General features: G+C 64.5%; 13 protein-coding genes. 6 read left to right on the top strand and 7 right to left on the bottom strand.

Annotation, left to right across the window (positions count from 1 at the left end):
* Positions 1–2: 2 nt before the first annotated feature.
* On the bottom strand, positions 3–920 hold the full coding sequence (locus L8F97_RS12685; RefSeq protein ID WP_242150475.1) for a transglutaminase N-terminal domain-containing protein: 918 nt from the start codon (positions 918–920) through the stop codon (positions 3–5).
* 13 nt (positions 921–933) lie between these two features.
* On the opposite strand from L8F97_RS12685, the gene L8F97_RS12680 reads away from it, so the two are divergent.
* Together L8F97_RS12680 and L8F97_RS12675 are read left to right on the top strand one after the other, a co-directional pair.
* A complete protein-coding gene (locus L8F97_RS12680) occupies positions 934–1,701 on the top strand; it encodes an N-formylglutamate amidohydrolase (RefSeq protein ID WP_242150472.1) in 768 nt (255 codons plus the stop codon).
* 65 nt (positions 1,702–1,766) lie between these two features.
* Positions 1,767–2,021: a hypothetical protein gene (locus tag L8F97_RS12675; RefSeq protein WP_242150469.1), complete on the top strand. Its 255-nt coding sequence runs from the start codon at positions 1,767–1,769 to the stop codon at positions 2,019–2,021.
* 243 nt (positions 2,022–2,264) lie between these two features.
* Here L8F97_RS12675 and L8F97_RS12670 read toward each other — a convergent pair whose 3' ends face one another.
* A complete protein-coding gene (locus tag L8F97_RS12670; protein ID WP_242150467.1) occupies positions 2,265–2,903 on the bottom strand; it encodes a hypothetical protein in 639 nt (212 codons plus the stop codon).
* A 42-nt stretch (positions 2,904–2,945) separates the two neighbouring features.
* Positions 2,946–3,248, bottom strand: a complete 303-nt coding sequence (locus L8F97_RS12665) for a hypothetical protein (RefSeq protein ID WP_242150464.1) — start codon at positions 3,246–3,248, stop codon at positions 2,946–2,948.
* Positions 3,249–3,484: 236 nt separating this feature from the next.
* Here L8F97_RS12665 and L8F97_RS22620 point away from each other — a divergent pair, with 236 nt between their 5' ends.
* Together L8F97_RS22620 and L8F97_RS12660 are read left to right on the top strand one after the other, a co-directional pair.
* Positions 3,485–3,616, top strand: a complete 132-nt coding sequence (locus L8F97_RS22620; protein ID WP_277924945.1) for a hypothetical protein — start codon at positions 3,485–3,487, stop codon at positions 3,614–3,616.
* A gap of 253 nt (positions 3,617–3,869) precedes the next feature.
* Positions 3,870–4,928 carry a hemerythrin domain-containing protein gene (locus L8F97_RS12660; RefSeq protein WP_242150460.1) on the top strand — a complete coding sequence of 353 codons (1,059 nt, stop codon included), beginning with the start codon at positions 3,870–3,872 and terminating at the stop codon, positions 4,926–4,928.
* A 43-nt stretch (positions 4,929–4,971) separates the two neighbouring features.
* On the opposite strand, the gene L8F97_RS12655 is transcribed toward L8F97_RS12660, so the two are convergent.
* From L8F97_RS12655 to L8F97_RS12640, 4 genes are read right to left on the bottom strand one after another with little or no spacing between them, the layout of a single operon-like run.
* Complete coding sequence (locus L8F97_RS12655; RefSeq protein ID WP_242150457.1) at positions 4,972–6,453, bottom strand: tryptophan halogenase family protein; 1,482 nt, start codon at positions 6,451–6,453, stop codon at positions 4,972–4,974.
* Entirely contained in the window at positions 6,450–7,427 is a 978-nt protein-coding gene (locus L8F97_RS12650; protein WP_242150454.1) for a cupin-like domain-containing protein, read from the bottom strand. The genes L8F97_RS12655 and L8F97_RS12650 overlap by 4 nt, the downstream gene beginning before the upstream one ends.
* Positions 7,427–8,185, bottom strand: a complete 759-nt coding sequence (locus L8F97_RS12645) for a SapC family protein (protein WP_313931980.1) — start codon at positions 8,183–8,185, stop codon at positions 7,427–7,429. The genes L8F97_RS12650 and L8F97_RS12645 overlap by 1 nt, the downstream gene beginning before the upstream one ends.
* A 32-nt stretch (positions 8,186–8,217) precedes the next feature.
* Positions 8,218–11,418: a TonB-dependent receptor gene (locus L8F97_RS12640; RefSeq protein ID WP_242150451.1), complete on the bottom strand. Its 3,201-nt coding sequence runs from the start codon at positions 11,416–11,418 to the stop codon at positions 8,218–8,220.
* 327 nt (positions 11,419–11,745) lie between these two features.
* On the opposite strand from L8F97_RS12640, the gene L8F97_RS12635 reads away from it, so the two are divergent.
* Positions 11,746–12,756, top strand: coding sequence for a LacI family DNA-binding transcriptional regulator (locus L8F97_RS12635; protein WP_242150448.1), 1,011 nt, complete (start codon positions 11,746–11,748; stop codon positions 12,754–12,756).
* Positions 12,756–14,009 carry an MFS transporter gene (locus L8F97_RS12630; protein WP_242150446.1) on the top strand — a complete coding sequence of 418 codons (1,254 nt, stop codon included), beginning with the start codon at positions 12,756–12,758 and terminating at the stop codon, positions 14,007–14,009. The genes L8F97_RS12635 and L8F97_RS12630 overlap by 1 nt, the downstream gene beginning before the upstream one ends.
* The last annotated feature ends 17 nt before the right edge of the window (positions 14,010–14,026 follow it).

Here is a 14,026-nt window from a genome sequence, read left to right as displayed (position 1 = left end):
TGTCATTCCCCTGATGCCGCAGCGGCTGGTTGTCCCGGAATCGTAACGCGATCCTCGACGGAAATGTCCACGCCGACCGTCATGTCGACGAAGCTGCCGGGAAAGCCCGCCCACGTCCCCGACACCGGCACCGCCTGATAGATATCGCGCGCTACCGCCACCCGGATCAGCCCGCGATTGCCGATGATGCCATTGGTGGGATCGAACTCCACCCATCCCGATCCGGGGAGGTACACCCGCACCCATGCATGCGTGTTGCCACCGCCGCGCCGCTCGTCGCGTTGCGACGGATTGTAGACATAGCCTGACACGAACCGCGCCGCGAAGCCCAGCGCACGCACCGCCTCGATCATCAGCATCGCATAGTCGCGGCAGGTGCCGCTACGCTTTGTCAGCGTCTCGATCGGCGTCTGCGTGCCCTTCTCGTGGCGGGCGACATAGGTGAAGTCACGCTTGATCGCGGCGGTCATCTCCGACAGCATCGCCAGCGTGTCGGTCTGCCCCGACGGACTGAGGAAGCCGCGCGCCCATTGGTCGATCTGGCGGAGCGGATCGAGATGCTGGCGCTCGATCGATCGGAGCAGATCGGGCATCTCCTCCGAATTGTAGGTAAAGGGATAGCGGCGCGCATACTCCTCGATATCGACGGTCTGGAGGTCCGCCGGCTGATGATCGAGGCGGATGCGGCTATCGATGATGAGTTGCTTGGCGCGTTTGCGGAACGTCGCGATCGCCACGGCGTTGCCGAACACATCCTGTAGCCAGCGCACGTCGGCGGGCTCGGGATCGATCAGCAGTTGCGCGTCGAGCAGATGCTGGTCGTAACTTTCGCGCGGACGCACCATGATGCGGTGCTCGCCGAACGACACCGGCTGCCGATACGTGTAGGTGGTGACATGGGACAATCTGAGGAAAGGCATCGAGCGTCTTCACATGAATTGCCAGCCGAGCCAATCACTGCTGGGAGCGGACGATCCGATTCCCGTCCGCATCGTCAACCCCGCGGGAACGTCATCGTTCCTGCTCATCGGCGATCATGCCGGCAATGCCGTACCCGCGTATCTCACGCCGTTCGGGATTTCCGACGAGGAGATGGTGCGTCATATCGCCTGGGATATCGGCATCGCCGAATTGGGCGAGCGGCTGGCGACGGCCCTCGACGCGACCTTCATCAGCCAGCGCTATTCGCGGCTGGTGATCGACTGCAACCGTGATCCCGCCGCGCCCGACGCAATGCCCGAGGTCAGCGACGGCACTACCCTGCCCCGCAACGCGGGTCTGGAGGAAACCGACCGCGCTACTCGCATCGCGGCGATACACGCGCCGTACCACGCTGCGATCGCCGCCGAACTGGCACGGCGTGATGCCGCCGGACGAGAGACCGTGGTAATCGCGCTGCACAGCTTCACCCCGACGATGCGCGGCGTGGCGCGGCCGTGGCAGATCGGCGTGTTGCACGGTGGCGCCAACGATAGCTTCGCCCGCGCGGTGCTGGCGGGGCTGACCGCACGTGGCGACCTCGTCGTCGGCGACAACGAACCCTATGCGATGGATCGCATCGATTACACGATCCCGCAGCACGCATTCGGAGCGGGGCGGCGCTACGTCGAAACCGAGATCCGGCAGGATCTGCTCGCATCACACGATCAGATCGCGGGCTGGGCCACGCTGCTGGAGGAGGTGTTCACCACCGCGCTGTAAGCCGGCGGCTCGCGGGAACCAGCCTTCGCTCCGTGTGGTTCTAATAGCCGAAGAGGAGACCAGCGATGGATGTTGCCCATACCACCTTGGCCGAGCGGATTGCCCGCGCACTCGCCGGCCTCGACCATAGCGCCAATGGCGACGGCGTCGAACGGTCGGCGTCGGCAAGCGTTGACGAAACCTGGCCAGGGTACCTCGATCAGGCAGATGCGATCCTGCGTACCATCCGCGAACCATCGGCACAGATGGCGGCAACGGGTGATCCACGCATCTGGGCCACAATGGTTGAAGCGGCGATCGCGGAGCGTGAGACGATATGACCGTCAGTGTGCAAGATCCTGCACAGCACGTGGCCGAGGGTCACAATGCAGAACCATGCCATGCGCCGGTGTTGAACCGCAACGAGAGGCGAAAGATCGCGGCGGATGCCCGCCGCAGGAACAAACCGGCAAAAACTTGTAGCTGTTGCTGAACAATCGGTGAGGGCACATACCGGCTGCGGGGATGCTACCGCCGCAGCCGGTGGGATAGAGGCTCGTCCACATGGACGAGCCTCATTCTGGTCAGAAGCTCGACGTCGATGTCGGCACGTGCTCGGTGGCCGTGCCGTAGCGGCTACGTTCCGCGATCACCTGATCGTGCGTGTAGGCGGGTGCGGTTTCGTCGAAGCTGCTCCAGCCATCCTGACGATAGGCGCTGCCGCGGGTCGCCGCGTCGACGGCATTGTGGCGCGCCAGCACCGCCTCCGCCTGGGGGGCGAGATCGTCGGGAACGCGCGCGCTCACCAGAGTGCCACCGCGCCGCACGCCTTCCGAATACACGTGCGCCTCCTCTTCGGTGTGCCCGGCATTCTTGAGCGCGCCGACAATACTGCCGGTAGCGGCACCGCCAAGCGCACCGATCCCCGCGCCGGCGGCGGTTGCGGCAAGCCAGCCAGCCGCGACGATCGGGCCGAGACCGGGAATCGCGAGCAGACCAAGCCCGGCGAGCAAACCGCCGGCACCACCGAGCACCGCGCCGGTCGACGTACCACGCGTCACATCCCCGTGGTCGTCGACGCCCTCATGCTCGCCGTGTGCGCCATCGGCGTTGTTGGCGACGAGGCTGAGATCGCCATGTGGGATGCCCAGGCTCTCAAGCTCGGCAACGGCGGACTTCGCATCGGCGTAGGTATCAAAAAGGCGGGTGACGGTCTGGGTCATGACTTGATCCTTTAACTGGGGAAACGAGGCGGTTCAGGACGATCAGCGGACGACGTTGCCCTTGTAGTCGACGCCGACGCGAACCTTGCTGTGGCCTTTGTACGCCATGCCGCGCCACACGCCGTTGCGATCCTTGGCGAGATTGCCGACGCGCGAATAGCCGGCCTTCATCAGACGGCCACGTGCCTGTGCCTGTGTGAAGGAATTCGCACCACGCGCGGGCGCGCCGATCTGGTGCGGGCTGCCATCCTTGACGATCGGGTTGTGGGAGCCGGTCTGCTGGGCGATTGCGCCCGAGGCAAGCAGGCAGGACGCGGCAGCCGCTGCCAAAAGATATCGTTTCATGCAATGCTCTCCTAGTGATGCGACACAAACGCGTCAGAGTGCGCTTCGGTCCTCCCCGGGGCGGCTCAACGGCCCGGTTCGTCGCGTTCCGGCGGGCGAGCCAGGAAGAACGCGCGAACACTACCAAATCGCTGAACCAAGCGACGGACAGGGCGTTGTAACCCCGTGTATCATGGCAGCAGGAAAAGCGCGCCCTTGCCTGCGGCTGCGGTGTGCTTTTCGCGGAAAGGAACCCCATGCCCGAGCAGACTCGTTACGAAAGCAAGCCCGGTCACAATGCCGCCAAACGCATGGGCGTCGGTCTCGCGATCGTCGCGGTGATCGCGGTTGTCGTCGCGGTCGTTGGAATTTGGTGGATGCCGTTCTAACCACCGACTCCCGGATCGAGTGCTGACCGCAAAACCGAATGGAGTGGCGTGACCAGCGGTGGCGGTCTCTTGCGCGATTGGCAATTGGCTACGATCCGCGCGATGGTCTCCGCGACAAATGCTCCAGGCTTTGGTTGGCTGAACGCTCCCGCCGCCACCAACGACCTCGCGGTCGCCGGTCTCGCCTGCGGGGCGGACGGAACTCCTCTGACGATAAGGCTTTGTAGCCAGAACCCACGGGAGACATCGACTCATGGCCGACAACAAGAGCAATCGTGGCGCGCGGGACCGCGCAACTGTCGCCGCCGGCGAAACCTACGAAGTCGATGCGTTCGCCAAGAAACATAACATCAGCCGCGACGACGCGCAGGCGCTGATCGACCGGGTCGGCAACAACCGCGCCAAGCTCGACGCGGCGGTCGCCGAGCAACAGGGGCAACCGGCCATGAAGCCGGCCAAGCGTGGACGCACACCGCGCACGACTCCACAGTCGAGCGCCACCGCGAAACGCGCCCGAGCGCCCAAAAAGACGATCTCCGATACGGTTGCCGACACAGTGGCACCAGCCGCAACCGCTGTGGAAAAGGCGGTTGTCGAGCCGCTCGCCAAGGCTGCGGCACCGGCCAAGCGCCGTGCGACGGCTGCCGGCCGCAAAGCCAACGTGGCGGCGCGGCGCGGCACTGCGCGCGCCCACGCAACGGCAGTTGCCGCACCCAGAACCGCGCGCAGACACGCCACCACCGCTCTCGAAACCGCGAAAGCCGGTGCGACAAGCCGCACTGCTAAGCTGGTCGGTGTGGCCGCAGCAGGCCTGGTAACCGCGTTCGCCGTCAACCTTGGTCGCAAGGCGACGGTGCAGGCGCCGACCGCCCTCGCCGGCGACTGGTTCGAAGGCATCAAGGTCGAGCACAAAGCCGCGCTCGCGCTATTCGACCGTATCCAGGCGACCGACAGCAGCGATACCGTCGAACGCACCGCATTGCTGACGCATCTGAAGCATGCGTTGTCGAAACATGCCTATACGGAAGAGAACGTCATCTACACCGCGCTGCGCGCGTGGGGCGACAAGGCAGATGCCGACAAGCTCAACCACGATCACGGCTATGTGAAGCAGTATCTCTACGAACTCGCCGAGATGGACAATGCCGAGCCCGCCTTCCTCACGAAGGTCGCCGCGTTCCGCGCGGACCTCGAAGCCCATATTCGCGAGGAGGAAAACGCGATCTTCCCGCCGCTTCACGCAAGCCTGGGCGATGCCGGCAACGCAAAACTGACCGCGCTCGCCAACAAGGAAGGCTTCAAGCTCGCCTGAGCGCCGGATCGGTCAATGCCAACGTGTCACGCGACCAAGTCGTTCACGCTGCGCAATATTGCCTGAGAAACGTCTCGTGCGTCGGCATCCTCGCAACGGTTTGGGCGATATTCTGCTGCACCTCTGCAAAGGCACGTCGCAGATGCGCCTCGCTGAGCATATGGCCCATCCGGTGATAACCCTCTGGCTCCAGTCGCTGGCCAAGCATCACCTGTAACCAACTGTCCGACTGAAACAGATCGTCCGCACTCTGCGGGGTCAGTGCCGCCTCGCGGAACAGGTCGATGCGGTGCGCGAGGCTGTCGGGGATCGGCATCGTACGGCACCTCTCCCAGAACGGATCGTCGCGACGCTGGTTGAGGTGATAATGCAGGATGATGAAGTCGCGCACCCGCTCCAGTTCGGTCTCGGCCAGCGCGTTATAGTGCCGCACGAGCGACGGCTTGATGCCGCCGAACGGGAAATCCTGGATCAGCCGCGTCACGCCGATCATAATGAGGTGGATGCTCGTCGATTCCAGCGGCTCGACGAAACCGCTGGCGAGGCCGAGCGCGACGCAGTTCTTGCTCCACACCTGTTTGCGCCGGCCCGTCACATAGCGGATCAGGCGCGGTTCGGTGGTCGGCGGCCCATCGATGCTGCCGAGCAGCGTCTCATGCGCAGCTTCGTCGGACAGGTAATCGCTGCAATAGACCAGCCCGTTGCCGACGCGATGCTGCAACGGGATCTGCCACTGCCAGCCGGCCTCATGCGCAATCGCGCGCGTATACGGGCGTGCAGGGACGAGCGACGCCGTCTGCACGGCAAGCGCGCGATTGGCCGGCAGCCAGTGGCTCCAATCCTCACACTCGGCGTGCAACGTCTGCTCGATCAGCAGCCCGCGAAAGCCGGTGCAATCCACGAACAGATCGCCGGCGACGACCCGTCCGTCGCCGAGGTCGAGCGCCTGGATAAAGCCGGTTCCGGCATCTTGTCGCACGCTGGCGATCTTGCCTTCTATCCGCGTGACGCCCCGCGCCTCGCTGAAGCTGCGCAGAAAGCGGGCATATAGCCCAGCATCGAAGTGATAGGCGTAGTTGATACCGCCTTTGTCCGATGTGGCGAACTTGCCTGCTTCGGCAGCGGCCATTTCAAGGCAGTACGCAGCAAGATCTTCCGCGATGCCCGCCTCACGTCCGCGCAGCCACATATGCTGGAAATCGCCCATCCAGATCGACTGCCCGACGCGCCCGAACGCGTGGAAATATCGGTCGCCGCGCCGTGCCCAGTTCTCGAACGCAATCCCGAGCTTGAAGGTCGCCTGCGTCGCGCGCAGAAACGCGCGTTCGTCAAGTTCGAGCAGACGGTGGAAGGTGCGGATCGTCGGGATCGTCGCTTCGCCGACGCCGACCGTGCCGATTTCGTCGGATTCGACCAGTACCACATCGATCAGCGGACCGAGATGTTTCGACAGTGCCGCCGCCGCCACCCAGCCGGCGGTGCCACCACCGGCGATGACGACGCGCTTCACGGGGGTAGCGCTCATCGGTTCAGCCTCTGGAGAAGGTGCGCGCGCAGCCGGCGCGCGGTGGTCGCATCGAGCGGCGCGAGCGCGCCGCGCGCGCCCTCGGGGAGATGCTCGGCCGCACGGGTCGGCTCGCCGAACACATAATAGTCGAACAGCGCTCGCCACGCCTGCTTCTCGCTGTCGGATCGGTCGCGGAGGCTCAGCAGGCCGTGCAGCAGCGTCGTCATCGGCGTGTCGAGGAAGCGCGGCGCATCGTTCCACCAGAAATTGACGAGGATGTTGAAGTCGTCCAGCGCCTCGACATGGTGCCACCACAGCGCCGGATAGACGAGCACGTCACCCGGATCGAGATCGAACACCTGCGCCACCTGTAACGCCTCGGCGAAGCGGGGATAGCGTGCAAGATCGGGTGCGCGCACGTCGACCATGCTCACCACCTGCCCGCCCGGTGTCGGTTCGAGCGGGCCGGGGTAGAGGTTCGCGACCTGATCCGGCGGAAACAGCGTGAAGCGCCGCCGCCCCGCCGCGCAGCACGCGACGTTGTTCGACTGGTCCCAATGCGTTGCCGCGATCGTGCGATTGCCGATCCAGATACTCGCCAGGGGTGTCGTCGCCCCGAAACCGGATCCCGGAAGTGCAGTCTCTCCGCGCAGACCGGGCAGATAGGTGTCGAGGTCCGTCGAACCGACGTACAACGCCTCGTCACCAACTGCCAGCAGCCGATCGAGCCATCCGTCGAGCGGTATGCGAGCGGCCGTGAAGTTCATCCCCGTCAACGCGGCGTTGTAGAAGAACCGGCCGCCGGCCTCGCGTGGCGCGGTATAGCCGACCACCGGCTTACCATTGTAGAACCGCTTGAGGTACGCGGCCGCAGCTGCCGGCCCGGTCAGCCCCGCCTGCACCAGCGGCCAGTCGCGCACCAGCCCGCGCAGCACCACCGGCTGCTGCGCTGCGATCAATGCAGCCGGATCGAACGCGGCGTCCGCCTGCATCACGCCGCCACCGCAATCCCGTTCAGCCCGCTCCGTCGCCGGTTTTTCATGTCGATCAAGCGGCCGATATTCCCAAGCGAGGACGCGATCAGAAAGGCATGCCGAAGGAATCCGGCATGGTTGAGCGCGGCCAGCCCGGCGGCGTCCAGCCCGGCAAGCCGCCCCGCACCAATCGTATAGCAATCCGGAATATCGTAACTTGTCGCTTCATCGAGCGCGATCTCCAGCCGCACCGGCTCGATCAGGTCGGCCGCTTCGAATGCCGCGAACATCGCGGCGCGCTGCGCAAGCCCGTCATGCACCACCTGCAACACCCGCACGATGTGATCGAGATACGGCGACTGCCCACCATGCGGCAGGAACACCGCCTGCCCCTCGCCCGAGCCGACGCGCGGATGATCGAGATCGACGTGGATCATCGGCTCACGCTCGCCGGTGCCGCGATCGACCATGCCGATCATGAAGGCGCCGCGCTGATGCACCACCGGCACATGCCGCGCCTGCCAGCCAGCGTCGTTTAAGAAAAGGTTTTCGTCGCGGTCGAGGCCGAGGAGCGCAACCGCGTAGAATGCCCCGGCCGTGTCCTTGCGGAGCAGGATCGGATATTCGCGCTGAACCTCGTCGAACTCGGTCGGGAACACCGCGCACTGATTGACTGAATCGCCGAAGCGCACGGCATAGCCGGTCGCCACGCGCAGATCGGCGTGCGCGACGTTGTCGAGAAGTACCACCCGCGTCATCACGCCCCCATCGGTCATGCCCGGGGCACCGACGCCCCGGGCACCCCTTATCAGAACTTGTAGCGCGCGCCGAACAGGAAGCGCCGCTTCAGTTCCTGTGCGAACCACAGGTTGGTCTCGGACCGACCGTAGGTGCGCAGGCTCTCGTTGGTCAGGTTGATGCCTTCGATCGACAAAGCGACATGCGGGTTGAGATCGTAGCTAATGTTGGCATCGAGCTGACCATATGGCTTGGTGTAGACCGGGTTCTTGTAGCTGTCCCGGTTAAGCGACGTCAGGAAGCTGTCGCGCCAATTATAGCTCAGTCGTGCCGAGATGCCGTTCTTGTCGTAGATCAGCGTGGCGTTGGCGGTGTTGCTGAGGCCGGTCAGCGCGAACTGGTCAATGTTGGGATCGCCCGCGTTGTTGAAGCCGATATTGCCCTTCACGTAGGTGAAGCTGCCCGACACGCCGAAGCCGGTCTGCCCGAGGAAATACTGGCCGGCAATCTCGAAGCCGTAGATCTCCGCGTCCTTGTTGTTGATCGGCCGCGACACGGTGAAGTTGTACAGCGGGTCCTGCGCGGTGCCGTCGAGATCGACTGCGGACAGCACGGTGTTGATGAACGCCTGATCGACCGATTTGGTGGTCGGGCTGTAATGCTGCTGGAACTGCGTCGCCGCCGATGCCGCACCGTCACGCAGCAACAAGGCCGAGTAGGTGAACAGATTGACGTCGCTGATATCGGCGCCGAGATTGGTCAGCGCCGCCTTGGCCTGGCCTGAGATCGTCCCCGCCGCGCCCGAACTTGGATCACGCAGGCCGAACAGCGGGCTCTGCGACTGGCCGGTGCCGATGAAGTTGTGCACCCGCTTGTCGAAGAAGCCGACCGAGAAATAGGTGTCGGGGCGGAAATAATATTCGAACGACACGTCGAGGTTATCGGAGATCAGCGGCGCGAGGTTCGGGTTGCCGGTGTTCGCCGTCGCCACGCCGCCGATCGCGGTCGGCCGCGGCGGGGCCGCGACCGAATAGGAGGCGAACAGATTGTCGTAGTTCGGCCGCGCGATCGTCCGGCTCGCCGAGAAGCGACCGATCAAATTCTGCTTCAATTCGACCTGAAAATCGAACGACGGCAGGATGTTGTCGTACGATCCGCGCCCGCTCAGCGGTTGTGGTTGCGAGCCGACGTGCACCGTGAAATCGTTGTCCGCCACCCAGCTGATCGAGGTTGGGATCGACTGAAGCGAGATTGCCTCTTCCTTGGTATGCTCATAACGCGCGCCGGCGACGAGGCTGGCGTTGTGCCCGGCCAGTTCGCCCTTCCACGTGACCTGCGCGTAGCCGGCGAAGATGGTTTCCTTGACCGTGTTGTTCTGGCTGGCGGTGATGCCGACCGTATTGCCCTGCCCGGCATAATAGGCCGACAATGCCTTGTTCAGCGTCACCGCGTTGCCGCGGAACGCGTCGAGGTTCACGCCCGACGCCTTGGGGTCATAGGCGCTGAACTTGCACAGCAGGCAGAACGGCTGGAGCACGCCGGGTGCGATCTGCTCGATATCGCCGGGGTGATCGACGCTCCAGTTGCCGAGCGTCTGCTGGGTCGAAACGAGCTGCTGGTTGGTATCGGAATCGCGGTACAGGCCGCCGAAATCGAACCGGCTGCCGCTGCCGAGGTCCCAGCCGAAGTCGATGCGGCCTTCCTTCACCGTCTGGCGCTGGCTGGTGGTATAGGTGCGGCCGATCGTCGAGCCGACATCGCCCACGTCGAACGTGCCGTTGTTGTTACCCTTCGACGCGTCGCTGAACACGATATCCTGCACCGGGATCGGGCCGCTGTAATCGACCGAGTGCGAGGTGATGACGTTGGCGCCGGTCGCCACCAGCGTCGAGCTGGTGCCGTCCGGATTGTTCGGCAGCACCGACGATTTGCCATAGTGGCCGTCCACCGCGATGGTGAAGTTGTCGGCAACGTCCCACTTCAGGTTGAGGCCGTAATCCTGCAACTCGTTCTTCTGCGCGCGCGACTGCTGCTCGAAATCCTCGTCCTTCACGCCGGCGATCGTCTCGTGCAGGAAGGTAGTGGTCGCGACATTGGGGTTGTTGTCGAACGTGACGACATCGAACGGGCGGTTGAACCAGTTCGATTCGTCCGAACGCTGCTCTTCCTGCTTGGTGCGCGCGTACAGCGCATCGGCGGTGACGGTGAGCGAATCGGTCGGCTTGAACTGCACGATCGCCTGCCCGTTCAGCCGCTGATATTTGTCGTCGGAAAAGTGATAACGGCTGTCGTTCGGCACCGAGACGAGATGGTTCGGGTCGGTGGGCGCGTTGTTGATCTTGGTGGCCGCGTTAACGAAGCCGTTGGCCGGATCGATGAAATCCTTATAGGTCCGGATATTCCAGTCGTTCGACGTGGCTGACACGGTCGAGAAGTGCCGCTCCTGATAGCTCCCGAACAACGACACGCCAAAGGTCTGGTCGGCGTTCGACCAGCTGCCGAGCCCGGTGAACTCCGGCGTGACGACCGAGCCGCAATCCACGCAATCGCTCGCGCTGGTGTCATAGTTGAGCTTGGCGCCGACGCTGCCGTTGAAGCCGGATTCGCGCGCATCGAGCGGACGGCGGGTGACGACGTTGATGGTCGCGCCGATGCCGCCCGAGGGGACCGCGGCGCGGCCGGTCTTGTAGACCTCCAGCGTCTTCACGCCTTCCGAGGCGAGGTTGGAAAAGTCGAACGAGCGCGTCACGCCGACGGTGCCGTCCGCGCTCTCGTCGCCGCCGACCGTCTGCGCATAGGACGAGGCGAGCGTGCGGCCGTTCAGCGTGACGAGGTTGAAGCTCGGCCCGAAGCCGCGGACGGTGACCTGCGCGCCCTGCCCGTTGACGCGGTCGATCGACACGCCGGTGATGCGCTGGAGCGATTCTGCCAGGTTGGTGTCGGGGAACTTGCCGATGTCTTCCGCCGAGATCGCGTCGACGATGCCGGTCGAGTTGCGCTTGATCGCGATCGAGCGTTCGAGGCTGGCGCGTACGCCGGTCACGACGATGTCGTCAGCGGCGGCAGCAGGGGTGTCCGGCACGGCGTTGGTCGCGGTGGCACCAGTCTGGGGCGAAGGCGTCGCGGCGGCGGTATCGGCCTGCGGGGTGCCCTGCTGCGCCGACACCGATGCGTCTTGCGCGAATGCGGCATGCGGCAGTGCGAGACCTGCGGCGATCGCGACGACGGACGCCGACCAGCCCAGTACGGACGCGTGATTCCTGCTCTTCATAAATCCCCCTCTCCCAAGTCGCGGCACATTGCGGCCGCCAATATCGTCTCCGATCCCCCTGTTTGGGATCGACGATCGCTGCGCTACTCTCTTGTCCTACGTTGTCAACATTATACTATTCCGGAATGGCGGGACTTGAGTGAACTGCGATGATGCTAGCCTGCCGCGTTGCCGCAGAATTACGTCCGATCGCGGCATTGATGCGCGTAGCCTGTCGGTAGCCTATTCGTTCACCGGCGCAATTTGGTGCTGTCAACGCAATCTGGATCGCTGGTGCGGCTGCGCCATTATCGCTATCGCGTGAAGTGAATGCTTTCGGACGTTGGAATGAAGCGAACCACGATTGTCGATGTAGGACGGCTCGCCGGGGTTTCGGCCAAGACGGTCTCGCGCGTGCTGAACGACGAGCCGCACGTCAGCGCAGCGGTGAAACAGCGTGTGCGCGAGGCGGCGGATCAACTCGATTACCACCCCAACGTCTTCGCGCAGGCGTTGGTCCGGCGCAAATCGAACATGATCGGACTGATCTACGAGAACCCAAGCCCGAGCTATGTCGTCGAGCTGCAGCGCGGCGTGCTCGAACGGCTGAAGGGTGAACGCTATCGGCTGGTGGTGATCCCCATCCGATCCGTGCAGGAACATGCCGCCGAAGTCGTCGGCATCCTTCGCTCCGCCGCGCTCGACGGGGTGGTACTGGCGCCGCCGGCCTCCGATAACCCGATCATTCTCAACCAGTTACGTGATGCGCGCATTCTCTGCGCCCGGATCGTGCCGACCCGCATGATCGAAGCGGCACCAAGCAATCTGGTCGACGACGTCGCCGCCGCCCGCGCGATTGCGGAATATGTGATCGAACTCGGCCACCGCGAGATCGCGATCATCCGCGGCGACCCGACCCACGCCTCGACCGAGGCGCGAATGCTCGGCTACATGCAGGCGCTGCACACGGCCGGCATCGACATGCGGCTGGAACGGATCGAACCCGGGTTGTTCACCTTCGACAGCGGTCTTGTTGCCGGACGGCAGATCTTCGGTCGCGGCGATCGGCCGACCGCCATTCTCGCGCAGAACGACGACATGGCGGTGGGCGCGATGATGGCCGCGCGCGAGTTTGGCCTGTCGATACCCGACGACGTATCGATTGTCGGGTTCGACGATTCGGAAGTCTCGCGCGTCACCTGGCCCCGGCTGACCACGATCCGGCAACCGGTGTTCGAGATGGCGGTCGCCGCGACCGAAATGCTGGTTGCGCAACTTGAAGGTCAGGAGTTCGCGATGCGCATCATGCACCCACATGAACTGATGATCCGCGAGTCCGCTGCGCCGCCACGGCCCTGATGCTGCGGCGGCGGGAAATCTGGTCTTATGCGGCCGGCGACTTCGGGTTCAACACCGTATGGCAGTCGATCGAACTCTACCTTCTATTCTACTATATCCGTGAACTCGGCATTGCGCCTGCGGTGGCGTCCTCGATCTTCCTAGCCGGCGCGGCTGCGGACTGGCTGATGGACATGCTCGTTGGCGTATTGGCCGACCGGCTGGCGCCACGCGTGTCGCTCGGCGCATGGGTGTCGATCGGCGGACCGCTGTCGGTGCTGATCCTGAGCGCAACGTTCGCGCCGCCGCCCGTGGCGCCGGGGTATGTGCCCTGGTATGCGCTCGCCACCTACCTCGCGCTGCGCTGCGCTTATGGTATCGGCAACATTCCTTACGGGGCATTGACCGCGCGGATTTCAGCGGATCCGGCCGATCATCTTCGGCTGACGGGGGCGCGGATGCAGGCCGCCGCACTGGGCGGTCTGGTGGCGGCCGCGGTCTATGCCTTGTTTCCGGCGGGCGGGCGCAGCGGCGGTGATTTCTCGCTCGGTGCGCCGCTGCTGGCGGGGATCGCCGTGCCGACGTTCTTCGCCACCACCTTCGGCACGCGCATCCGTATCGCAGCGACGCGCTCGCCGGACCACCAGTTCGGCCGCGCGCTGGCAGGATCGTTCACGCTGCTCACCCGCTCGGCAGCGTTGCGCCGGCTGATCGCGACGATCCTTGCCGTCGGGCTGGCCGTATCGCTCATCAACGTGTCGCTATTGTTCGTGTTCGACCGGCTCGGCGCGCAACGCTGGGGCTATTGGGCTGCGCTGCTGCCTGCGCTGTCGCTGCTGCTGACAACACCACTGTGGACGCAGGCGGCATCGCGTCTTGGTCGGGTCGCGACCCTGCGCATCGCCGCCGCGCTGATGTTCGCGGCTGCGCTGTTCGGCATCGTCGGGCACGGGATCGCACCGACTTTGGCCAGCGTCGCGGTCGTTATCATCGCCAGCCAAGGCGTTTCGGTGATGTTCTGGGCGCTCGTGCCCGCCACGGTCATCGCCTGCGAACAGGACGGTGCAGCGGCCGGCTATGCCGCGCAAGTCTATGCCGCCGCGACGATCGCCCGCAAGCTCGCACAAGCTTTGGCCACGCAAGTGCTTGCATTCACGCTGATCGTTCCCGCTTTCCCAGCCCTCGGAGGCGTGGCGCTGGCAGCGTTAGCCGCACTGCTCTGCGCCTTGATTTACAGCCCTGTTGAAGGCCGATCCCATACCGATCCGCCTTGACATCGTTATGTCAACGT

Origin of the sequence: Sphingomonas sp. BAUL-RG-20F-R05-02 (genome assembly GCF_022662305.1) — a bacterium.
Classification (GTDB): domain Bacteria; phylum Pseudomonadota; class Alphaproteobacteria; order Sphingomonadales; family Sphingomonadaceae; genus Sphingomonas.
This window is presented reverse-complemented; position numbering and strand designations above follow the sequence as displayed.